The organism is Fortiea contorta PCC 7126, assembly GCF_000332295.1.
Lineage (GTDB): Bacteria > Cyanobacteriota > Cyanobacteriia > Cyanobacteriales > Nostocaceae > Fortiea > Fortiea contorta.
This window is the reverse complement of sequence record NZ_KB235930.1, coordinates 1641099-1662572: the sequence shown is the minus strand read 5'-3', so window position 1 is coordinate 1662572 and position 21474 is coordinate 1641099. Positions and strand designations below refer to the sequence as shown.

At 42.2% G+C, this 21474-nt stretch carries 21 protein-coding genes; 11 read left to right on the top strand and 10 right to left on the bottom strand.

From position 1 onward, the window contains the following. Positions 1 to 22: 22 nt before the first annotated feature. The 3 genes from MIC7126_RS0107915 to MIC7126_RS0107905 all read right to left on the bottom strand — a co-directional run bounded on the left by MIC7126_RS0107915 (position 23) and on the right by MIC7126_RS0107905 (position 3206). On the bottom strand, positions 23 to 343 hold the full coding sequence (locus MIC7126_RS0107915) for a DMT family transporter (protein WP_017652603.1): 321 nt from the start codon (positions 341 to 343) through the stop codon (positions 23 to 25). A gap of 295 nt (positions 344 to 638) precedes the next feature. Beyond that, entirely contained in the window at positions 639 to 2744 is a 2106-nt protein-coding gene (locus tag MIC7126_RS0107910) for a M3 family metallopeptidase (RefSeq protein WP_017652602.1), read from the bottom strand. Between the two features lie 159 nt (positions 2745 to 2903). Then, the gene (locus MIC7126_RS0107905) at positions 2904 to 3206 is read right to left on the bottom strand and encodes an acylphosphatase (RefSeq protein WP_017652601.1); all 303 of its coding nucleotides are present in this window, start codon (positions 3204 to 3206) and stop codon (positions 2904 to 2906) included. Positions 3207 to 3461: 255 nt separating this feature from the next. On the opposite strand from MIC7126_RS0107905, the gene MIC7126_RS0107900 reads away from it, so the two are divergent. From MIC7126_RS0107900 to MIC7126_RS0107890, 3 genes are all read left to right on the top strand, one after another. After that, positions 3462 to 3839, top strand: a complete 378-nt coding sequence (locus tag MIC7126_RS0107900) for a DUF1823 family protein (protein ID WP_017652600.1) — start codon at positions 3462 to 3464, stop codon at positions 3837 to 3839. Positions 3840 to 4065: 226 nt separating this feature from the next. Then, the gene (locus MIC7126_RS0107895) at positions 4066 to 5724 is read left to right on the top strand and encodes an alpha-amylase family glycosyl hydrolase (protein WP_017652599.1); all 1659 of its coding nucleotides are present in this window, start codon (positions 4066 to 4068) and stop codon (positions 5722 to 5724) included. Positions 5725 to 5925: 201 nt separating this feature from the next. Further along, positions 5926 to 6969: a 3-deoxy-7-phosphoheptulonate synthase gene (locus tag MIC7126_RS0107890; RefSeq protein WP_017652598.1), complete on the top strand. Its 1044-nt coding sequence runs from the start codon at positions 5926 to 5928 to the stop codon at positions 6967 to 6969. Between the two features lie 46 nt (positions 6970 to 7015). Here MIC7126_RS0107890 and MIC7126_RS0107885 read toward each other — a convergent pair whose 3' ends face one another. Continuing rightward, positions 7016 to 8926 (bottom strand): ATP-binding protein, encoded by a 1911-nt coding sequence (locus MIC7126_RS0107885; protein WP_017652597.1) that lies wholly within the window; start codon positions 8924 to 8926, stop codon positions 7016 to 7018. A gap of 451 nt (positions 8927 to 9377) precedes the next feature. Between MIC7126_RS0107885 and MIC7126_RS0107880 the strand changes: the two genes are divergently transcribed. Then, positions 9378 to 9581: a hypothetical protein gene (locus MIC7126_RS0107880; protein ID WP_017652596.1), complete on the top strand. Its 204-nt coding sequence runs from the start codon at positions 9378 to 9380 to the stop codon at positions 9579 to 9581. Between the two features lie 89 nt (positions 9582 to 9670). Here MIC7126_RS0107880 and MIC7126_RS0107875 read toward each other — a convergent pair whose 3' ends face one another. Beyond that, positions 9671 to 9868 (bottom strand): hypothetical protein, encoded by a 198-nt coding sequence (locus tag MIC7126_RS0107875; RefSeq protein WP_017652595.1) that lies wholly within the window; start codon positions 9866 to 9868, stop codon positions 9671 to 9673. A 515-nt stretch (positions 9869 to 10383) separates the two neighbouring features. Here MIC7126_RS0107875 and MIC7126_RS0107870 point away from each other — a divergent pair. After that, positions 10384 to 12195, top strand: coding sequence for an aspartate kinase (locus MIC7126_RS0107870; protein ID WP_017652594.1), 1812 nt, complete (start codon positions 10384 to 10386; stop codon positions 12193 to 12195). A 71-nt stretch (positions 12196 to 12266) separates the two neighbouring features. Here MIC7126_RS0107870 and MIC7126_RS0107865 read toward each other — a convergent pair whose 3' ends face one another. Continuing rightward, the gene (locus MIC7126_RS0107865; protein ID WP_017652593.1) at positions 12267 to 12692 is read right to left on the bottom strand and encodes an HNH endonuclease; all 426 of its coding nucleotides are present in this window, start codon (positions 12690 to 12692) and stop codon (positions 12267 to 12269) included. After that, a complete protein-coding gene (locus MIC7126_RS0107860) occupies positions 12689 to 13033 on the bottom strand; it encodes a hypothetical protein (protein WP_017652592.1) in 345 nt (114 codons plus the stop codon). The genes MIC7126_RS0107865 and MIC7126_RS0107860 overlap by 4 nt, the downstream gene beginning before the upstream one ends. A 267-nt stretch (positions 13034 to 13300) precedes the next feature. On the opposite strand from MIC7126_RS0107860, the gene MIC7126_RS0107855 reads away from it, so the two are divergent. Further along, positions 13301 to 15631, top strand: a complete 2331-nt coding sequence (locus MIC7126_RS0107855) for a CHASE2 domain-containing protein (RefSeq protein ID WP_017652591.1) — start codon at positions 13301 to 13303, stop codon at positions 15629 to 15631. Positions 15632 to 15635: 4 nt separating this feature from the next. Beyond that, positions 15636 to 16460, top strand: coding sequence for a DUF928 domain-containing protein (locus MIC7126_RS0107850; RefSeq protein ID WP_017652590.1), 825 nt, complete (start codon positions 15636 to 15638; stop codon positions 16458 to 16460). Positions 16461 to 16503: 43 nt separating this feature from the next. On the opposite strand, the gene MIC7126_RS0107845 is transcribed toward MIC7126_RS0107850, so the two are convergent. Beyond that, on the bottom strand, positions 16504 to 17832 hold the full coding sequence (locus tag MIC7126_RS0107845) for a hypothetical protein (RefSeq protein ID WP_017652589.1): 1329 nt from the start codon (positions 17830 to 17832) through the stop codon (positions 16504 to 16506). A gap of 273 nt (positions 17833 to 18105) precedes the next feature. Between MIC7126_RS0107845 and MIC7126_RS0107840 the strand changes: the two genes are divergently transcribed. Both MIC7126_RS0107840 and MIC7126_RS0107835 read left to right on the top strand, forming a co-directional pair. Beyond that, positions 18106 to 18456, top strand: a complete 351-nt coding sequence (locus MIC7126_RS0107840) for a YbaB/EbfC family nucleoid-associated protein (protein WP_017652588.1) — start codon at positions 18106 to 18108, stop codon at positions 18454 to 18456. Between the two features lie 82 nt (positions 18457 to 18538). Then, positions 18539 to 19030 carry a low molecular weight protein-tyrosine-phosphatase gene (locus tag MIC7126_RS0107835; protein ID WP_081603007.1) on the top strand — a complete coding sequence of 164 codons (492 nt, stop codon included), beginning with the start codon at positions 18539 to 18541 and terminating at the stop codon, positions 19028 to 19030. Here the strand turns inward: MIC7126_RS0107835 and MIC7126_RS31205 are convergent. Together MIC7126_RS31205 and MIC7126_RS0107830 are read right to left on the bottom strand one after the other, a co-directional pair. Then, positions 19006 to 19194 carry a hypothetical protein gene (locus MIC7126_RS31205; protein WP_154655857.1) on the bottom strand — a complete coding sequence of 63 codons (189 nt, stop codon included), beginning with the start codon at positions 19192 to 19194 and terminating at the stop codon, positions 19006 to 19008. The two genes, MIC7126_RS0107835 and MIC7126_RS31205, sit on opposite strands and share 25 nt — an antisense overlap. Before the next feature lie 47 nt (positions 19195 to 19241). After that, complete coding sequence (locus MIC7126_RS0107830) at positions 19242 to 19925, bottom strand: response regulator transcription factor (RefSeq protein WP_017652586.1); 684 nt, start codon at positions 19923 to 19925, stop codon at positions 19242 to 19244. A 511-nt stretch (positions 19926 to 20436) separates the two neighbouring features. On the opposite strand from MIC7126_RS0107830, the gene smpB reads away from it, so the two are divergent. After that, the gene (smpB, locus tag MIC7126_RS0107820; protein WP_017652584.1) at positions 20437 to 20904 is read left to right on the top strand and encodes an SsrA-binding protein SmpB; all 468 of its coding nucleotides are present in this window, start codon (positions 20437 to 20439) and stop codon (positions 20902 to 20904) included. A gap of 151 nt (positions 20905 to 21055) precedes the next feature. Further along, a complete protein-coding gene (locus MIC7126_RS0107815) occupies positions 21056 to 21340 on the top strand; it encodes a WGxxGxxG family protein (RefSeq protein ID WP_017652583.1) in 285 nt (94 codons plus the stop codon). The last annotated feature ends 134 nt before the right edge of the window (positions 21341 to 21474 follow it).

Below are 21474 nucleotides of genomic sequence, written 5' to 3'. Positions count from 1 at the left end.
ATACCTAACAGCGCAACTACCTTTATTTACCCGAGTTTAAACCAATTACCCCCATAATTATTAAGGAAATTGATGTCAGTTTAATCACAGTAGTAGATTCCCGAAACCAGACAATGCCAATTATTGCAATTAAGGTAGTTCCCAACCCAGCCCAAACAGAATAAGTCACACTAATTTCCAGTCTTTTGAGGCAAAATGTTAAAAAAGTTAGAGAAAGTCCATAAAATACAAATATCAAGACCGAAAAGCTAGGTTTAGTGAAACCTTGCGACAATTTCATGCAAGTTGTGCCGGAAACTTCAAAAATGACTGCTGCGAAGAGATATAGCCAACTGATTAACATATTTGTGAGTTTTGTTATGGCACGGTCTTTTATTATGTCTAGCCATAGAAAAAAATTCAATAAATTAAATTAACAGAATTCTTACCAATTCAAAACCAGAATATGCTCGAATCTTAATATAGAAATTTCTCTATTCCCTATAAAAAACAACCCCACATCTGTGTGAGGTTGCTCGGTGTATCAGTTCAGTTTTGTAAGTAGAGGTTGGAGTTAGAAAAATACTAACCCGACATGTGACTTATACTACTGTGATTATTGTCACCGCAAAGATTGAAAGCAGCCAGTTTCACATCTGTTACACAGCAGCTGCTAAACCATTGTGTCTGAGTAGCGGACTAGTACTAGGTTCCCGACCCCGGAAGGTTTTAAATACTTCCATTGGGTGCTTACTTCCACCGAGAGCCAAGACCGTATCACGGTAGCGCTTACCTGTAGCTTTTATTGCTTCTTCATCATCTAGCCCTGCTTCCTCAAAAGCAGCAAAAGCATCGGCACTCAGTACTTCCGCCCACTTGTAACTATAGTACCCAGCCGCATAACCACCTTCAAAAACATGTCCAAAAGCACACAAAAAGCCATCTTCTGGTAGTGGTGGTAAAACGGTAGTAGTCTTGGCAATGCGATGACGGACATCTGCGGGAGTTTCGCTGCTACCAGATTGATAACGATAGTGTAGCTCTAAATCCACACGGCTAAAGTGAATTTGCCGTAACATCGCACTACCACTCATATAATTACGCGCTGCTAGCAGCTTTTGGTAATAATGCTCAGGTAGGGGTTCCCCAGTTTCATAATGCTTGGCGAGTCCAAACAAAGTAGGTCGCTCATAACACCAGTTTTCCATAAATTGGCTAGGCAATTCTACTGCATCCCATTCCACATTATTAATACCCGCAGCGTCTGTGTAGTCTACTTTGGTGAGCATGTGGTGTAGTCCATGACCAAACTCATGAAACAAAGTCTCTACTTCATAGAAAGTCATCAAACTAGGCTTACCATCAACTGGAGGTGTTTGATTGCAAATCAAATACGCTACAGGTAAACGGACACTAGTTGCGCCATTTTCCGCAATTTTACTCCGATTAATGCAGACATCCATCCAAGCGCCACCACGTTTTTCTGCGGGACGGCTGTAGGGGTCTAAGTAAAAATAGGCAATGGGAGCGCCTGTCTCATCGGCGATTTGGAAATAACGCACATCCTCGTGCCAGACTGGGGCTTGACCATCTGCAGAGGTGACGGTGACACCAAATAGCCGCTTCACAAGACCAAATAAGCCGTCTAAAACTTGGGGAAGAGGGAAATAAGGGCGTAATTCTTCCGCAGTGAAAGCAAATTTTGCTTCGCGCTGGCGTTCTGACCAAAAACCGATATCCCAGTGTTTCAAATCTGCTGCTTCTGGTGCTCCTTTTTCGGCTGCAAAAGCTTTGAGTGCTTCCAAGTCTTGCACAGCTGCACCATAACTAACAAGACGCAATTCCTCTAACAGCGCCTCCACGGCTTCAACGTTAGGAGCCATCTTACTAGCGAGGCTCAATTGAGCAAAATTCCCATAGCCAAGTAAATTACTGAGTTCTTGGCGCAGCTCTAAAATGCGGTCAATTAACGGGTTATTATCTAAATCACCTGATGTTGCACGGGTGATATGCGCTTTGTATATCTGCTCTCGCAAATCCCGGCGGGTGCTGTGGAGCAAGAAAGGGCCATAGCTGGGGTAATCTAAAGTGATGCGCCAGGGGCCGTCTTCTGGTGTGGCGTTCTCTGCACCCTCAGCTCTTGCGGCTTGTGCGGCTAGACTGAGTAAGCTTTGGGGTAAACCGTCAATTTCCTCTTTAGTTGTGAGAGTTAAACTAAAGGCTTTGGTAGCATCCAACACATGGTTGGAAAACTTGGTGGAAAGTTCCGCTAACTGCATTTGAATATGATTGAAACGCTCCCTGGCTTCACCTTGTAAGCCGACACCAGAAAGTTCAGCGTCGCGGATTGCGGCGATGACGATGCGCTGTTGAGCTGAGTCTAATGTTTTCCACGTATCGCTATTGCGGAGTGCTTTAAAGGCGTTGTAAATGGGTTGACTTTGACCCAGTTTATTCATAAACTGCACCACCTGTGGCTGTACAGTTTCATGAGCTGCGCGCAGTTCGGGACTGTTTTTCACACCCATTAAATGGTTCACTATACCCCAACTCCAATACAGCCTTTCTGTTAACCTTTCTAGAGGTGCTACTAAACCGCTCCAAGTAGGCTGTAGATTTGTTTCCAAGGCGGTAAGCTGTTGGTCTAGTTCTGTTAACAGCTCCTCAAAGGCTGGTACTACTTGCTGTGGTTGAATCTCTGCAAAAGGAGGTAAGCCGGTTCCCTTAAGTAAGGGGTTTTCGGAAGTAGTGACATTTGCACTCATGGTTTTGTGTGAGCTACCGATTAATCGGGGGAATGATGATGTTTATTTATATATTTACTAATGTAGCGATCGCTGCAGGATTTAGCTTTGCTACAATGCCAAAATGGCAGGAAAAAGTAAAATCGCCAACTCTCAACACAGTGACAATTTCGGCGAATATCATTCACACCGTCTCACTTCAAATCCTCGCAGCCCTTCCCACACCTCGTATTCAACCACCACACTTTTCACCATAGCAGCAGGCGGGCCCGCGTGACACCAGCGCACCATCTCGTCTACAATTGGCTGCGCTCCTTCAAAAACTGCTTCCACACGATTATCTGGAAGATTTCGCACCCAACCAGTTAATCCTAATTGGCTAGCTGTCTCCACAGTAGCGTAGCGATATCCCACCCCCTGGACTCGACCAGAAATGAACACATGGGCGCGGATTAGCTTTGGCGTTGGTGTAGGATTTGGCATGAAGATAGTCCGCTCTGTACAATTTCCAGTCTACTTGGTTTTTGAATACACAATTCATCTGTCATTCATAGGATTTACACATCTCTATATTTGGGTTTCCAGTTGCTAAGTGGTGATAAATTATGTTTGATGACTGCGTTACCTGAAGAACTAGAATGTTTATTTGTTATAGTTAATGGCTACTAAAAATGTCAGCTATTAACGATGAGCAATTACTAACTTTCTCATCTGTAGATTCAAAATTGGAACTAATTTATGTCTGATTTACCACCACTAAACACAGAAACCATCCGGGCGATTCTTGAAGAAAAAATTGATGATGTTACAGTCAATCAGTTGGTATGGTATTACTTAGGCTATCGCTACGACTCCAACACTGGACAATGGAACACAACTGCAGTATCGCCAGAATGGCGAGATGAATATCCACAACCACCAGATTTTATTGATAGTCGCCCCGCCACAGTTAAATTAACTCGCTCTATTCCCCAAGAAAACAAACAAATACTCAAAGAACAACTGGGTTTTAAAGGTTACAAAATAGGTGAATTTGGGCCGCGTCAAACTCGCAGAGCAACGGCTGCAAACTGGTTATGCAGTCATCTACAATCAACTAATGGCAAATTAGAATAGTTTTAATTGCCAGATATTGAAACCTAAAAAACCACAAATACCCCATAAACCTATGTAGAGACGTTGCTTTTGCTTCGTCTCTCATGTTTTAAAGCCAACCTCACAATCATAAATTTACTTCTCAAGATATAGCAACTACTACTAAATTTCTCTCCCGCGAACGATTTGAAAATTTTAAAAAGCGTAAGAATATATTCTTAACAACACTCTTAACCACAAAGTTTTTATGACAAAGCCCATTGAATTTGAATTATTTGCGCCCTACAACAAAGGAGCCGCATTAATTGGCTCGTTTTCTGATTGGCAAGACGTGCCTATGACTAAAGGTGAAGATGGCTATTTTCGTACCACCGTTGAACTAGAAGATGGCACTTATCAATATAAGTTTCGTGTGCAAACAAATTCATGGTTTTTTGAACCAGAACAGTGGGTTGAAGTCACAGATCCCTATGCGACTGATATTGATGAATTAAGCGGAAAAGATAACGCTGTTGTGCGGATTAAAGACGGCGAAAAAATTGTTGATACTTACGTTTGGCGATATGATGATAACCCTCTACCCGCCGACCATGAATTAGTAATTTATGAACTGCATGTGGGAGACTTTTCTGGTGGTGAAGATGACCCCTATGCAAGAGGTAAATACAAACACGTTATCGAAAAATTAGATTATTTAACTGACTTAGGAATCAATGCTGTTGAATTGATGCCAATTAAAGAATACCCCGGCGATTATAGCTGGGGTTATAACCCTCGTCACTTCTTTGCAACTGAATCTAGTTATGGTTCAACAGATGGGTTGAAGCGGCTAATTGACGAGTGTCATAAACGCGGTATTCGCGTCATTATGGATGGGATTTATAACCACTCAGAAGCTTCTGGCCCTTTGACACAAATCGACCACGATTATTGGTATCATCACTCTCCTCGTGACCCCGACAATAACTGGGGGCCTGAGTTTAATTACGAACATTATGACGAGAATTTAGAGACTTATCCTGCAAGAAAATTTATTGGCGATACAGTTCGTTTTTGGATTGAGGAATATCACATTGATGGTATTCGTTATGATGCAGCACGACAAATTGCTAACTATGATTTCATGCACTGGATTGTGCAAGAAACGAAAAAAACTGCAGGTAGCAAACCTTTTTATAATATTGCGGAACACATTCCAGAAACACCAAGCATTACTAATTTAGATGGCCCAATGGATGGTTGCTGGCATGATAGTTTTTTTCATACAGTATTAGCACATATTTGCGGTGAAGCTTTTGATTTGGAAAATCTCAAAGATGTCATTGATGCTAAACGTCAAGGCTTTTTAGGTGCAACCAATGTGGTGAATTATCTCACCAATCACGACCATGAACATATTATGGTGGAATTGGCTAACCGTAGTATTTTTGATGAGGAAGCATTTAGACGAGCTAAGTTAGGGGTAGTTATTTTGATGACGGCCGTTGGTGTACCCTTGATTTGGATGGGTGAAGAATTTGGAGAATATAAACCCAAACAACCTGAATCCTCAAAAATCGACTGGACACTATTAGGAAATGACCTAAATAGCAGCTTATTTGAACACTACAAAGGCTTAGTTAACTTGCGGAAATCTAGCCATGCACTTTACACAGAGAATATCGATTTTATCCATGAAAATGCAGAAGCGAAGATACTAGCTTATAGCCGTTGGAATGATGAAGGTTCTCGTGTGGTGGTAGTAGCCAATTTCTCAGAAAACTTTCTCGCTGGTTATCATGTTCCTAACTTCCCCAGCGGTGGTACATGGCATGAATGGACTGGTAATTATGATGTTGAAGCTGGTGACGATGGTATCATGACTGACATCGGGCCTTTTGAAGCAAAAGTATTCGTTTGGCAGTAACAAAATACACCTGTATAATTTTGGGGAAAAGGATATTACTTCCTTTTCCCCACCGCCTGGGAAATTTATAACTAAAGACTGAATTTATCTAATACTCAAGAGGCTTTTCTTTAATCAGATGATTTACTAGGGTGTTTTGGCTTTAAAATTTGGATATGAATTTTGACGCCTTAAGGCAACGTAAATCCCTAGATCATCTCCATGCACAACCAACTATTCAACGCTAACATTGAGAATTCTCACGTTTTATTAACTCCCAACGAAGTAAAACTGAAATTACCTCTAACTCCTTCCACTGAACACACGGTTTTAAAATATAGGCAAGAACTAGAACAAATTCTGGACTTTCAAGACCGCAGAAAATTTATTGTAGTTGGGCCTTGTTCAATTCACGACCCCAAAGCAGCTCTAGAATATTCTGAAAAACTAAGTATTTTGTCTGAAAAAGTCAAAGATAAGCTGCTGTTGATTATGCGGGTGTATTTTGAAAAACCCAGAACAACTATAGGATGGAAAGGATTGATTAATGATCCCCAAATGGACGATTCTTTCCAGGTAGAAAATGGTTTATTAATTGCCAGAAGTTTACTTTTAAAGATTGCGGATATGGGCTTACCTGCGGGTACGGAAGCTCTCGATCCTATCATACCACAATACATTAGTGAATTAATTTCTTGGTCGGCAATTGGTGCGCGCACAACTGAATCACAAACCCACCGAGAAATGTCTAGTGGACTATCAATGCCTGTGGGTTTTAAAAATGGCACTGATGGTAATATTCAAGTAGCTTTAAATGCCTTACAATCAGCCAGAAATCCACATAATTTCTTGGGCATTAATCAATATGGACAAGTAAGTGTATTCCAAACTAAGGGTAACGCTTATGGTCATGTGATTCTACGAGGTGGTAATCAACCTAATTATGATGCTGCAAATGTTAAACAGGTAGAAGAAAAATTAAAAGCAGCAAATTTATCACCCAGAATAGTCATTGACTGTAGCCACGGCAATACAAATAAGGATTACAAGTTACAATCTGCTGTATTTGAAAATGTGATTGAACAAATAGTAGATGGTAACAATTCTATAGTCGGGTTGATGCTGGAATCTAATTTATATGCAGGTAGTCAACCGATGAATTGCAAGCGAGAGGAGTTGCAATATGGTGTTTCGGTGACGGATAAATGTATTGACTGGGAAGAGACAGAAAAAGTAATTTTAGCAGCTTACGAGAAGCTTAATTAATGGGCGACGGGGTGGGAAGTACCCACCCCAATTTGTATTGAAGTGATTACAAAATTGTGCCGATTTCTTTCAAATAAACTCTGATGAATGGTTCGTCTTCACCCAAGGTGTAGTCTTCAATTAACCCTCTGCGTTTGATGGAAATTTCGTCTCCTTTTTTAATAACTACTGTGCCATTATCAAAGACATCCCGTATCAAGGTCATTTCTACAGGTGTGGGATTATCTAAAACAACCATATTGCTGCTTTTATAAAACATCCCATCGGCTTCGAGGATTTCTTCTGGATAAGCGGTAATCAGCAAATCAAGTTTGGGGTTCCGCAGTAAATTTTGGACATTACTGTTATAGTCTGAGTTAAATTTTTTTTCGGAACGATTGACAAAAACAGCATCACGACAAAGAGCACCAATAGTCCATTCTGGATGTTGTAACAGGATATGGTCAATGGTTTTTTGTAGTTCTGTGACTGATATTTTATTGAAGGTAATAATGGGAATTCTGGCATCTGTAGCTGAGGCGAAAAAGGTTGATAAAATATAAGCAGGGACATCAACACTTTCACCAATGCTGGGGTTAAGATGCATTAAAACTCCCGGTGCGGCGTTAATTTCCAAGATAGCTAAATTCCCGGTTTTCCACGATTCACCTAGGTCTTTAGCAATGATATCAATGCCTAGACAAGTTAACTGGAAATATTGAGCAATGTCTTGGGCTAAGATAATGTTGTCGTGATGAACTGTGTGAGTGGCATTAATACTTATACCGCCCGCGGAAAGGTTAGCGACTTTGCGGAGGTAGACGGTATAGTCTTTTTCAATCACACTATTTAACGAAAGATTTTGTGCTTCTAGATAAAGTTCCATCGCTTCATCATGCTGAATTTTAGACATGGGCGAGGTGGGTGAATCTAGTCGCGCAGGTTTGCGGTTTTCTTGGTGAATTAATTCTTGAATTGTTGAGTGTCCATTACCAACAACTGATGCGGGTCGGCGTTCGGTAGCAGCGACAAATTTACCATCGACGCAGAGTAAGCGAAAATCTGACCCGGAGATACTTTTCTCGACAATAATGCGGGTGGGTTGTGTTTCGGGAATTGCTGCTAATGCCCTACTATAAGCAGATTCTAGTTCATCTGAGTCTTGGACGTTAGCGGTGACACCGATTCCTTTGTGACCAACTACAGGCTTAATCGCTACTGGATAGCCGATTTCTCTCGCTACTGCTATTGCTTCTGAGAGGGAAACGACGATATCGCCTCCAGGGGTGGGAAAACCTAAAGTTTGTAAAAAGGCTTTGCAATCATCCTTGCGGGTGGTGAAATCTGAATCTAAATGGCTATCACCGTCAAATGTTGTCGCTACACCACGAACCTGTTTTTTTCCGTAACCATATTGCATTAATCCTTCATCCCATAAATAAAATGCGGGAATCCCTTGTTCAAAGGCTGTTCGCAATAGGGCGTAGACTGTGGGGCCTCCATAGACAGATTGGCGAAATCCGTTTTGTAGTTTGACGATTTGTTCATCTAAGTGGAAGTCTTCGCGTTGAGTAATAGCCTCAAACCAATCCCAGATGAAATAAACTGTGGCTCTGGTGGTGCGCTCATGGAGGGATTGTAGACTCAGACGCAGATAATTAGCATATGGCTGGATGCTCCAACGATGGAGATGTAAGCCCATATCGAGTTTGACTACTTCTGATACAGTATGGGCGAAAAGATGGGCGTAAGATGGGTATGTCTGGTTAGCTAGATGAGGATAGCGATCGCTAATAATTGAGACATAATCTTCTATGGGTAGAGGTTCTCTCAAATCAGTAAGAGCAAAGTCAAATACCAACGCCCCTGTATCTAGATAAGGGTTGGGGCCAAGATAATACTTAAAGTTGAACAGGTCAAACACATCACTTCTTCTCGCATTGATGCGGATGACATCGGTGCTTGTTTGTGCAGGCATAGGTATTAGAGAATGGGTAATGAGCAAATTTTTCCCAAAATATACTGATGATGTAGCTGAGTTTGTGAAAAAGTTATCAACCTCAAAAACCAATTTTTATGATACTTGGGTTTGATTTTTTAGCTAAAGATTCTCATCATCAGGGTGATCGGCAGATAGTCAGCAACTCTTAAATAATGAGTTTTATTAGGCATTTATCGGCTGATTTATGTCCTGATTATCAGATTTGTTCATGTTTTCAAGTCATCAGTTCGCCATTGACACACTAACTCAATCACTAAGCAATTTCAGCTATCCCAAGGCATAATTTAATTCTGTTTGGGAAATAGCTTTTAGTCAGTAAATAGTCATTCAAAGCTATAACGTCATCAAAAAATATAACTTTTGAAGGGTGTATTTTACCATTTAAATATTTATCAATAAGATGGAGATATTGCGGAGACAGAAAAGTATGAACAGTACACAAATCTCTTTAAGACAAGAAGTCCGACAACTTGCAGAGGAAGCTTTTCACCGCAAGCTGGTTTCTGGCCACGGAGACGGTGCAGATGAGAAAGAATATCAAATTGTCTACCAAGGGAAACCAAGACATCTCCCTCTAGAACAAGCTCGTTTTTTCTTGATTAATCTGTTGTATCGCAGTCGGATACATTAAACCTCTACCTTTTAAAGATCCCGCTAACCCCCTTTACTCCATCACAAATCCCCGATTTATGGGCAAAATCGGGGATTTTGCGTATTAATTCAAGTTTCATGACTTTGTTTATCTTCATCTAGCGCTTTTTGGATTGCATTGCGACAAAATTCGGGGGGATTATCTTTGCTTAATAATTCTTCTTTCATTTCCTTAGTGACGCGCAGATGCACATATTCGCTTAAGGGTTTCTCTCGGTCGGTGGTGAATTTTTTTAAGTTTTCTGGATTACCTTTGGGATTAGGCATTATTGAGAAATGTAAACAAAATTTTAGCTACTGATATACACGTGAAATAATATGTTTTGGTAGGCAGCTACTTTCCAGGGTGAATGCCTACCATATCCACTCCTAAAGCTGATTGTCGGGCTTACCTACCCGCCTCGGAATGAATTCCCAGGCTAATAGCTTAAGTCTACTGAAGTAGACTAGGGATTTGTGAGAATTTTAAGTCATCTTTAGATGACTTTTGCTATGAGACTCAGAATTTATTCTGAGGCGGGACAGGGATTTCACGTTAAGTTGACACTGATGGGCGGAGTCTTCCCTCCCCCTATTGCATTTGAGCGCAGTTAGAGGTAATTTTTTGTTTAAAAGTTTCAGGTGATCTGATAAATTCATATAGGCAAGATTTGTTAATTAAAATCTCACTGGCTAAGTGATAGCCGCATATTAGTGCAAAAATAATATAAATTTGTCTAAAATATTAGCCTTGCACGATAAACACTAAATAATCTTACTGAAGTATTGATTTTGCGTGGCTTATGCTCATAGTCCAGAAATTCGGTGGTACCTCTGTCGGTTCGGTGGAACGTATTCAAGCTGTGGCGCAGCGCGTTTATCAGACTGCGAAGGCGGGAAATTCGCTGGTTGTTGTGGTTTCTGCCATGGGTAAAACCACCGACGGACTGGTAAAGCTGGCTCATGGTATCTCGACCAATCCTAACCGTCGGGAAATGGATATGCTGCTTTCGACTGGGGAGCAAGTCACCATTGCACTACTGAGTATGGCTTTGCAGGAAATCGGACAGCCCGCAATTTCAATGACTGGTGCTCAGGTAGGAATTGTAACTGAAGCTGAACACACCCGCGCGCGGATTTTGCATGTAGCCACCGATCGCCTGATGCGCCACATTAATTTAGGTAAGGTGGTTGTGGTGGCTGGCTTTCAAGGCATAGCGAGTACAGAAGAGTTAGAAATTACTACCTTGGGGCGTGGTGGTTCTGATACTTCGGCGGTGGCTTTAGCGGCGGCACTACGGGCAGATTTTTGTGAAATTTATACAGACGTCCCAGGAATTTTAACTACAGACCCGCGCCTGGTTCCCGAAGCTCAGTTGATGGATGAAATCACCAGTGATGAAATGTTGGAACTGGCGAGCTTGGGCGCCAAGGTGCTACATCCACGAGCGGTGGAAATTGCTCGTAACTATGGTATGCCTTTGGTGGTCAGGTCTAGCTGGACTGACCAGCCGGGAACTTGGGTGAAATCACCGCCTGTGGAAGGGCGATCGCTCATCAATTTAGAAATCGCTCGTCCGGTGGATGGGGTAGAATTTGATACAGACCAAGCCAGGGTAGCGTTGTTGCGAGTACCAGACCAGCCAGGGGTAGCAGCGCGGTTGTTTGGGGAAATATCTCGGCAAAAAGTCGATGTGGATTTGATTATCCAGTCGATTCATGAAGGTAATAGTAATGACATAGCCTTCACAGTAACAACACCAATATTAAACCGAGCAGAAGCAGTAGCTGCAGCGATCGCCCCCGCACTGAAAAATCAAACCCGCGCCGCTGCTAACGAAGCAGAAGTGATGGTAGAGCATAACATCGCTAAGGTGAGCATCGCTGGAGCCGGGATGATTGGGCGTCCTGGTGTCGCCGCGCAGATGTTCGCCAGCCTCGCAGACGCGGGAGTGAACATCCAAATGATTTCCACCAGTGAAGTGAAAGTGAGTTGTGTCGTCGCGGCTGCAGAATGCGATCGCGCCGTCGCCGCACTCCGCGCAACCTTTGAGTTACCAGAGAATCCAGCCCAGAAACCCACCCCACCACTACCTGATCTGAGCGCTCCCCCCGTTCGTGGTGTCGCCCTAGATATGAATCAGGCGCGTCTAGCGATTCGCCAAGTATTAGACCGTCCAGGAACAGCAGCGCGGCTATTTGGCTTATTAGCGCGCCACAACATCAGCGTAGACATGATTATTCAATCTCAACGCTGTCGCATGATTGATGGAATTCCCCGCCGGGATATCGCCTTTACCGTCGCCCGCATGGACGGGGAAAATACCCAGAAGATACTTTCCCAAGCTGCTGCAGAATGTGGATGGGGTGAAGTAGTATTGGATAATGCGATCGCTAAAGTTAGTATCGTCGGTTCCGGGATGGTAGGACAACCAGGCGTAGCCGCGAAAATGTTTGCAGCTTTAGCGCAAAACCAAATTAACATCCAAATGATTGCGACCTCAGAAATCAAAATTAGCTGTGTCGTCGCCCAAGAAGAAGGTGTACAAGCTTTACAAGCTATTCACAGCGCCTTCGGCTTGGCGGGTAGTGAGAAATTTGTCATTCCCGCGTAGATAAAGTTGCTCGCCGGATAGTTGAATATTACCAGCGATCGCTCTTTCTGATGAAGAAATGTAATCATGTCTCAAATTGTGGGCGGATGTTCTCCCATCTTTACCCACATTCGGCGTACACGAATTAATTGTGGACGATTCATTTTTAAAGCAGAGATTGTGGCTCTAGCAACAGATGTGAGTCCCATAATTTCTGTATTATCCTCATTCCAAGCAAAATGGTCTATCCATAATTGTTGCTGTGGATGAAACAAAGAAACTTCCTGTTCAGTAACGGGGTCAATTGCTGTTTGGCGTGATGCTTTGTAGCGATTGCAAGATGGACAAGCCAAGCAAAGATTTTCAAAGCTTGTTCTTCCACTAGCCGAGCGAGGAATGATATGCTCGAACTCAAATATAGTAACTGTTAGAGATTCAGCACTACGGCAGTAAGCACAACAATTGACAAAATGATTGCGAATGCGTCGTTGTAACTCGATAGGAATATAAACGCTCACGCCACTTTTGATGTCTTTTCCAGGTGATTTAAGGTATACTTTGCTCTAGTTTTGAGAATGTTTAATTGATCAACCTGTGCTAACAGATGGTCTAGAATAGCAGTCTCATCAACTGATAATTTGTTTTCTGCATTGCGAACTAGTAAATCATCCAATTGGACTTGGGCTGTTGGCGATAACATACCTGCTGCTAAAGCTTCCAGTTCATCCAAACTCAAGTCAGTTAAAATTTCAGTATCTGCGGTCAGTGATTTAACTAACTTATAGTATGTTGGCAAATCTAACACTACACTAACTCGCTCTCCTTGTTGGTTAGTGATGTACTGGATTGATTCAGACATAGGTTATTTTTTGGATGTGCTGAAACTGATCATAACTGATTACGCTTGAAGCCTGTAAATTGCTTAAGTATAGGGGCAAGCGATCGCTCTCCCTGATGAAGAAATGTAACCATGACGAAAAAGCATATCATTTTTCAAAGCAGGTGCATAAAGTCATAAGCTAGTCGTAAGAGTGAATGTGAGGGACAAAATCCCCGCCAACGGTAAATTCAAAATTTCACGGCAAAATAGAGACAATTAGCAATATTCAAGTGTGGAGAAGCAATTGTGGGTAAGTTAGTCATCTTAAAATTTGGAGAAGGCAATTTTCAGCAGGGCTTTTCTGTTACACTCCAAATTGGTGATGAAAATGCGCGCCCCAGTGCGGAAATTATCGGTGAGTTACCGCCAAATTTAGAAATTCCGCTGCTTTATGAGAATTGGCAATCAATTTATCGTCATCTGGATTTACCAGCACGTCCTATTGGTTTACCAAAGCAAATCATGCCAGTTGCAACTTTAGCAGATTGCGAGCAAGCAGCGGCTAAATTAAAAATTACCTTAAATAATTGGCTCAAATCTGACTCTTTTCGCTCCATCCGCGAGAAATGGTTAGAAAAGCTTATATTAGCTGATAATATTCGCGTAATTTTACAAACAAATAACCTACAATTACAAAAATTACCTTGGCATTTTTGGGATTTAATTGAGCTTTATTCTCAGGCTGAAATTGCTCTCAGTGCACCTATTTATGAACAAGTTTATCGTCCGGCTAATCCTCTAAAAAAAGTAAAAATTCTCGCAATTTTAGGTAACAGTCAGGGAATTGATATTGCAGCAGACAGAGCTATTTTAGAACAATTGAACGATGCCAATATCACTTTTTTAGTTGAGCCAAAATGTCAAGATTTAACTGAACAATTATGGGAGGAAAGTTGGCAAATTCTCTTCTTCGCTGGACATAGTTCTAGTCAAGAAGCAGGAGAAACTGGACAAATTTATATCAATCAAACAGAAAGTCTCAAAATTAGTGAGTTAAAATTTGCTTTAAAAAAAGCAGTGGAACGGGGGCTAAAATTAGCAATTTTTAACTCTTGTGATGGTTTGGGACTAGCGCGGGAGTTTGCGTCTTTACAAATTCCCCAATTAATAGTTATGCGAGAACCCGTCCCTGACGTTGTAGCGCAGGAGTTTTTGAAGCATTTTTTATCAGCTTTTTCTCGTGGTGAATCTTTGTATTTATCGGTGCGGGAAGCGCGAGAACGTTTGCAAGGATTGGAAAAAAAATTCCCTTGTGCTACTTGGCTACCTGTGATTTGCCAAAATCCAGGCGAGATGTCGGTGAGTTGGCGCGAATTAACTGGGCGTATTCGTCCAGAGCAATTAAAACTACGACAACACCTATCCGTCATGCTCCTAGCCAGCGTCATTATATCTGCGTTAACGGTAGGAATACGGTATTTAGGAATACTACAACCATTAGAATTACAAGCATTTGATCATCTTTTACGGTTGCGTCCCCAAGAACCCCCTGATTCTCGCTTACTGGTTGTGACTGTGACTGAAGATGATGTCCAAGCACAAGCCCAAGAACAAGGACGAGGTTCGCTTTCCGACAAATCTCTCGATCAACTTTTGGAAAAATTGGAGGTTCATCAACCAACGGCGATTGGTTTGGATATCTACCGAGATTATCCTGTGGGCAAGGATTATCCCAGTTTAGCAGCGCGGATGCGAAACAGCGATCGCCTAATTCCCGTCTGTCAAGTCAGCAATCCCCAAGCTGGAAAACCTGGTGTCCAACCACCGCCCGAAGTTCCTCAAGAACGTCTAGGCTTCAGTGATATTACCCTAGATCCCGATAATGTGGTGCGGCGTCACCTCTTAGCTTTGACTCCCCCACCCGCATCTGCTTGTGCTGCACCGTACAGTTTAAGTATGCAGTTAGCATTGCGCTACTTATACACTAAGGGAATTCAACTAGAATTTACTCCTGATGGAGTTTGGAAACTGGGAAAAATTCAACTTAAACCTTTAGAAACACATACAGGAGGGTATCAAAAAATAGATGCTTTAGGACATCAAATTTTATTAAATTATCGCTCCTCCCGTTCTCCACAAGCGATAGCACCCCAAATCACGCTGCAACAAGCATTGAGAGGTAAACTGAGCACATCCGCACTCAAAGACAAAATTATCCTCATCGGCACAACAGCCGAAAGTTTTAATGACTACCCTCTAACTCCCTACGCCACCAGCCAAGGAAACTCACAAGCCATACCAGGAGTGGTTTTGCAGGCACAAATGGTTAGTCAAATACTGAGTGCGGTTTTAGACGGGCGTCCTTTGTTATGGACATGGGCACTATGGGGCGAAGTGATGTGGATTTGGGGTTGGTCTAGCAGCGGCATTCTTGTTGCTTGGTATCTGCGACAATCAAGAGGAATAGCGATCGCCATAGCAACAGCGTGTCAATTAGTAATTTTATCGGCTATGTGCCTAATTTTACTAACATTCTTTAGTTGTTGGGTGCCCTTAATTCCTACAACACTAGCCTTAATTGGGAGCAATAGTGTAGTAGCTATTAGGGTATGGGGGAAAGTCATAAACATCAAATAAAAACATGAAAAATCATATACAAATTACTTCAGTATTAACACTAATATTTCTGGTGAACTTTCCGCAAGCGATCGCATCTCCAGTCAAACTTGTACCACCACGACCAGACAGACAAGCCAGCGCATCTCCAGTCAAATTTGTACCACCACCACCACCAGACAGAGGAGCAGCAGGCGATCGTGGGGGAGCAGCCAGTCGCGGGTGTGGAAACAACAATCAGTCCCTCATGGCCATAGTTCCCGTCTACGAGCAGACAATTAACCAACAGCCAGGACAAACCGTTTCCGTCACCAAAGTTTGGGGATTAACAACCAGCGAACATCCCAGCTTTTGGTTTTTTGTCCCCTACAATATCTCTGCGATCGCTAGCACAGAATTCATCCTCAAAGATGAATCCCAAAAATCAAGTAAAACTATATACAAAACCACAGTCGCATCACCACCAACACCAGGAATTATCAACATCCGACTACCATCAAATATCCCGCCATTACAAACAGAGAAGATGTATCGCTGGTTCTTTAAATTAAAAGTAAAATGTGACACACAACAAACCGAACAACTACAGTATGCAGAAGGTTGGATACAGCGAATGAAACCAAACTCCAGTTTGGCAGAACTTCTCCCGCAAACAACCCCCCAGCAACAAATAGGACTTTATGCAGAAAACGGTATATGGTACGATGCCCTCTCTACCTTAGCAGAACTCCGCCTCGCCAAGCCCCAAGACCCAACACTAACAGCACAGTGGACAAGCCTACTCAACTCAGCAGGGTTAGAAAATTTAGTTTCACAACCCCTAGTTAACCTCAGCGTACCTCAGCGTTAAAAAAATCTACCACTTAGCACAGCCTCACATCTTCACTCCTCTCTCATTGAAACCCTTTAGCAGATTTTTTTGTCCCCTTACTTTTAGGCTTAGATTTATTCACCTCAGCTAAAGCTTCCTGAAATAAATTATGCAGATGTATGGGGACACTAGCAATTTCTGGTAACTCTGGTTTTAGGGGTTTATCAAACTCTTGCAAAAGTGCATCTAAATCATTTGCTAACCTAAAGTCCGGGCGTCGTAAATAAGTTTGCAGCACCTTTTCTAAAGATAGCGGATACTCTTGAGCTAACCTTTGCCAGATAAAAGTATTAATAGAATTATCTTCAAGATAGAAGCGAATTACTTTTTGAGCACCTTCCACACTTTGCCAATCTTCTGTTGATAAAATAGTTTTAATTTTGCCGTATGTTGTTAAAAACGTTTGTCCCCAACGAGGATGAGAAAGCGCGGTGACTTGTTCTGCTTTTTTCAGTTCCGCTGGTAAATCAACCTTGGGTGCAACCATTTTTTTATTGTTACTTTTGGGGTTCAATATCTGAGCAACTTCTGCAGAATCAGCACCTACTTCTTGGGCGGCTGCATTAATTTCCTCTTCAGTGATTCCCGCTTCTGCTGCTACTTCTGCTAAGGATTTTGTGGAATCAATGCCAGCAGCTTCTAAGCGTTCCTGTAACAATAAATCTTGAAATTCAGTAATTTTTTTATTGAGTTGATATCCAGGCAAAGTAATTTCATCGCTACCGAAAAAATTAACAAACTGCTGATGATATTGCTCCACAGATTCCCAAGCTTCTGTTAACAATTCTGGCGCATCTCGATAGAGATAATTTTTATAATTATCTTTGAAATTGCCAATCGCCACAGCCAGTTTCGGTTTACCTAATTTACCCATAATCACGTAGGTATCAGAAAATAACCAATAGCCATCTGTGATTGGAGAAATACCGATGAGCAAAATTTCGCCTACCTTCAACCGCGATAATTCTTGTAGTGTCCGAGAATTATTGGGTTTAGCAATGTAGTGTTTAGCTGTTAACCAATTCATCAACTCTACGCCATCGGGGAGAATTTCGGTGATAGCAAATAAGCCGATAAAACTACGATGCCAATTACTGAGTAAATTGAGATCATCGGCTGATAAATCTGGCTGACTGGCGATAAATAATTCTAGTGGGGACTTGTCGCCAACTTTTCCTTCTGTGATAAAACTCTCAGTGATTAAATTGCGTTGTGTACTATCCTCGCCACTGCAACGCAAATGGGCTGCAGCGTAGGTTTCTAGCGCTTGGGCGAGTTCACCTTCTGCGTCCAGGACAAAATCAACTAAAGCTTGTTTTAGCACGCGCGATCGCTCTAAAATGGCATCCACAGGTATATCTCTCTTGGCTCAACAGTTGTACATTAAAGTGATTGAGGCAGCTAAAACATCTAGCAATAGCTAGATTTAGGGATTTGCACCTATGGCTACATTGCTACCCGCTCTGAAAAACTGGCACCAAAATATACAGCCATAATCACATTCGCCACAATTTGCCCGACTAGCGTCTATTCCCTAATATAAGAGTAAAAAAATAGGCAAACCACTCACCCCATCTATAATTGAATTTGATTTGTTATTCAACGCACAAGCGAACAATCAACTATGACAGGAAAAGGACAGGGGTTTGGCTTTCCAGGCTTCGGAAAAATGAAAGAGCTAACCGAAGCTTTCAAAAAAGCACAACAAGTTCAAGAAGGAGCGAAGCGACTCCAAGAAGAATTGGAGCAAATGGAAATTCAAGGCGAGTCTGGCGGTGGCTTGGTCAAGGTAGTAGTCAGCGGTAATCAAGAACCCAAACGAGTAGAAATTTCTGCTGATGCTTTAGGTGAGGGTGCAGACGTCCTGTCCGATTTGGTGACAGTGGCAATGAAAGACGCCTACAACAAGTCTACAGCAACAATGCGGGAACGCATGGAAGACTTGACCAGTGGGTTAGAGCTACCAGGGTTTTAGTCAAGGGTCATTCGTCATTAGTCCTTTGTTAATAACTTTGGACAAATGACAAATGACAATTGATTAAGAACAAAAAATATTTATGCCCTACAAGCTGCTATTCGTTTGTTTAGGAAACATCTGTCGCTCGCCATCGGCAGAAAATATTATGAATCATCTCATCGCTCAGGCTGGCTTGAGTGACAGTATCGTCTGTGATTCGGCTGGAACTTCTAGTTATCACATTGGTAGTCCACCCGATCGCCGCATGAGTGCTGCAGCAGTGACAAAACTAGGAATTAAACTGCATGGACGAGCACGCCAGTTGCAAAAATCGGATCTTCAAGATTTCGATTTAATTTTGGCGATGGATCAAGAAAACTATGAAAATATCCTGTTTCTGGACAGCGATCGGCAATTTCAGCAGAAAGTGCATTTGATGTGCGAGTTTTGTTCTCAACACACCCTCAAAGAAGTTCCCGACCCATACTATGGAGGTTCAGACGGATTTAATCAAGTAATCGATTTGCTAGTCGATGCTTGTGAAGGTCTGCTGGCGTATGTCGTTAATCAAGAATCGACAATCATTAAATGAAAAATTTCATCCCCACGAGGGGAGGTAGGGAGATGGGGAGGTGGGGAGGTGGGGAGTGTGGGGAGTGTGGGAGGTGTGGGGAGTGTGCGGAGTGTGGGAGGCTTTGAGTTTTGATGTCTAAGTTTCTGGTTTAAAGGCGCAAACTTTATCACCCCATTCCCCATCCCCCCATCACCCCATCACCCCATCCCCCCATCTCCCCACACTCCCATCACTCCACTAAACCATGCTTAATCGCAAAACGTACTAATTCGGCGCGGTTACTAGTTGTAGTTTTTCGTAATAAGCTACTCACGTGCTTTTCTACTGTACGTGGACTCAAATAAAGCCGATGACCCATTTCCACATTAGAAAGACCATGTGTCAGCAGTTCTAATACTTCTTGTTCTCTATTAGTTAAAGAAGAGATTAATTGGGACTTCTGAGTTTGAGTAAACTGAGAGACTTGAGCTTCTGACGCTTTTGCTGGTGTAAAGTTATCCAAATTTTCCTTGTGAAAAAAGCGGTATTCAGATTGAATAATTTGCGATCGCTCTAAAAGATTGCGAATCGCCGCCGCTAACTCTTCCAATTCAAAAGGCTTAGGCAAGTATAAATCACAGCCCGATTGATAACCTAAAATTCTTTCTTGGGTCTTAGTTCGTGCTGTTAATAAAATTACAGGCAATAATCGAAACGCTGGTTGTTGACGTACTCGGCGCACTAATTCATAGCCATTCATCCGTGGCATGACAATATCGGTGACAATTAAATCAGGATGATACTCTACCACCATCGTCAAAGCCTCTTGACCATCATTAGCCATAATCACCGAGTAGCCAGAAAGTTCAAGATAATCGCTAATAGAAAGACGAGTGCCCAGATCGTCATCCACTACAAGGATCGTCAAGGGCATGGACAGTACACCCCTAGCATTTTTTTGTCTAATAAATTTGCTTCTATGAACACTATTAGTGAACACAAGCAAGAATAGTGTTCTTATTTTTCATACTATGACAGGATTATTAGCTAATGAATGGCTGCATGTTGATTTATAAAGACAATCTTAAATCTTTAGACAGGGCTAACGAATTGTAACTTAGTTTTAACTCCCAGAGACGGGGTGGGGTATAAAGTGGATGGATTTGTAACAACTTATCAAAATTCTGGAGTAACTGCTCACTTTTATGTAAAGCAAAATTCACCTACCGCACCACTTCCGCAGACAGAAATTAACAGAGAAATTTTGACAGCGAACTAGAAAAAGCTACATTAAAAGGATGAGCCTGATACTCAATTAAAAATTGATATTGATTAGTTAGTCATCCATGAAAAAACCTCTTTTACCTCATCCCTAGCCCCTAGCTCTCATACTCCAGCCAGTCCCCAGAATTTGTTAGGCACATTTAAGGTACGCAAAATTTTCAATGAGCGACAAGAGCGAAAGCCATAAAGTTATTAGCGATAATCGTCAAGCCCGTTATTTGTATGAAATCTTGGAAACCTACGAAGCTGGAATTCAGCTAGTGGGAACCGAAGTGAAGTCAATTCGCGCAGGTAAAGTTAATCTTCAAGATGGCTATGCTTTAATTCGTGACGGCGAAGCATGGCTAATCAACATCCATATCTCCCCCTACACTGCTAGCGGACAATATTTTAATCATGAACCGCGCCGCACCCGCAAATTATTATTGCATCGTCAGGAAATTCGTAAGCTCATAGGCAAAGTTGAACAGCAAGGTTTAACTCTAGTTCCTTTAAAGATGTATTTCAAACGCGGTCGAGTGAAAGTGAGTATAGCCCTGGGTAAAGGTAAAAAACTCCATGACAAGCGAGAAGACCTCAAACGTCGCCAAGATCAGCGCGATATTCAACGAGCGATGAAAAATTATTAGGCGGTGGGATAATTCACCAATCGCCCAGAGCAAGTCATATACCTTAAGCGTGAGTTCAGCCGACTTTAGTTTATGGCTACGGATTGATTTTGCTCAATTTCGGACTCGATAAAGTGGTGAATAACTTAGGCAGCAATGAGGAATTTTCACCATGACACATAATTTGAGTAAATTGGTTGGTACTGGTATTCTCACCTTAAGTATGGCAATTTTGCCCCTTACCCTAGTCGCGCAAGCTCAGGTGACAACCCCTCCCAGAACAGATGTTGCCCCCAGGACAACAACAACTTATGATAACCGTAATGATTTTGATTGGGGTTGGTTAGGATTAATTGGTTTGTTAGGCCTAGCTGGGTTAACAGCTAGAAAGCATAACGATGAACCAACTCGCTATCGTGACCCCAACGCTCCAGGAGCTACTAGCTATAGAGACTGATAGCATTTGAGATTTTGGAGCTGATTGCATACTCCCTCGCCTAGTGGTCTGTCCCATTAATTCTGAAGGGTTATAAAAGTTTGTAGTAAGCACTTCAGTGCTGAAAATTGAGCGATAAATCGCTCACTACAAAC

Excerpts from the sequence above, each read along its gene's own strand:
- MIC7126_RS0107830 (WP_017652586.1), bottom strand. The coding sequence starts at position 19,925 with ATGCCCTTGACGATCCTTGTAGTGGATGACGATCTGGGCACTCGTCTT.
- MIC7126_RS0107915 (WP_017652603.1), bottom strand. The coding sequence starts at position 343 with ATGTTAATCAGTTGGCTATATCTCTTCGCAGCAGTCATTTTTGAAGTT.
- MIC7126_RS0107875 (WP_017652595.1), bottom strand. The coding sequence starts at position 9,868 with ATGCCTAATCCCAAAGGTAATCCAGAAAACTTAAAAAAATTCACCACC.
- MIC7126_RS0107890 (WP_017652598.1), top strand. The coding sequence starts at position 5,926 with ATGCACAACCAACTATTCAACGCTAACATTGAGAATTCTCACGTTTTA.
- MIC7126_RS0107815 (WP_017652583.1), top strand. The coding sequence starts at position 21,056 with ATGACACATAATTTGAGTAAATTGGTTGGTACTGGTATTCTCACCTTA.
- MIC7126_RS0107835 (WP_081603007.1), top strand. The coding sequence starts at position 18,539 with ATGCCCTACAAGCTGCTATTCGTTTGTTTAGGAAACATCTGTCGCTCG.
- MIC7126_RS0107885 (WP_017652597.1), bottom strand. The coding sequence starts at position 8,926 with ATGCCTGCACAAACAAGCACCGATGTCATCCGCATCAATGCGAGAAGA.
- MIC7126_RS0107860 (WP_017652592.1), bottom strand. The coding sequence starts at position 13,033 with ATGTCTGAATCAATCCAGTACATCACTAACCAACAAGGAGAGCGAGTT.
- MIC7126_RS0107840 (WP_017652588.1), top strand. The coding sequence starts at position 18,106 with ATGACAGGAAAAGGACAGGGGTTTGGCTTTCCAGGCTTCGGAAAAATG.
- MIC7126_RS0107870 (WP_017652594.1), top strand. The coding sequence starts at position 10,384 with ATGCTCATAGTCCAGAAATTCGGTGGTACCTCTGTCGGTTCGGTGGAA.
- smpB (WP_017652584.1), top strand. The coding sequence starts at position 20,437 with ATGAGCGACAAGAGCGAAAGCCATAAAGTTATTAGCGATAATCGTCAA.
- MIC7126_RS0107900 (WP_017652600.1), top strand. The coding sequence starts at position 3,462 with ATGTCTGATTTACCACCACTAAACACAGAAACCATCCGGGCGATTCTT.
- MIC7126_RS31205 (WP_154655857.1), bottom strand. The coding sequence starts at position 19,194 with ATGGGGAATGGGGTGATAAAGTTTGCGCCTTTAAACCAGAAACTTAGA.
- MIC7126_RS0107895 (WP_017652599.1), top strand. The coding sequence starts at position 4,066 with ATGACAAAGCCCATTGAATTTGAATTATTTGCGCCCTACAACAAAGGA.
- MIC7126_RS0107880 (WP_017652596.1), top strand. The coding sequence starts at position 9,378 with ATGAACAGTACACAAATCTCTTTAAGACAAGAAGTCCGACAACTTGCA.
- MIC7126_RS0107910 (WP_017652602.1), bottom strand. The coding sequence starts at position 2,744 with ATGAGTGCAAATGTCACTACTTCCGAAAACCCCTTACTTAAGGGAACC.
- MIC7126_RS0107850 (WP_017652590.1), top strand. The coding sequence starts at position 15,636 with ATGAAAAATCATATACAAATTACTTCAGTATTAACACTAATATTTCTG.
- MIC7126_RS0107905 (WP_017652601.1), bottom strand. The coding sequence starts at position 3,206 with ATGCCAAATCCTACACCAACGCCAAAGCTAATCCGCGCCCATGTGTTC.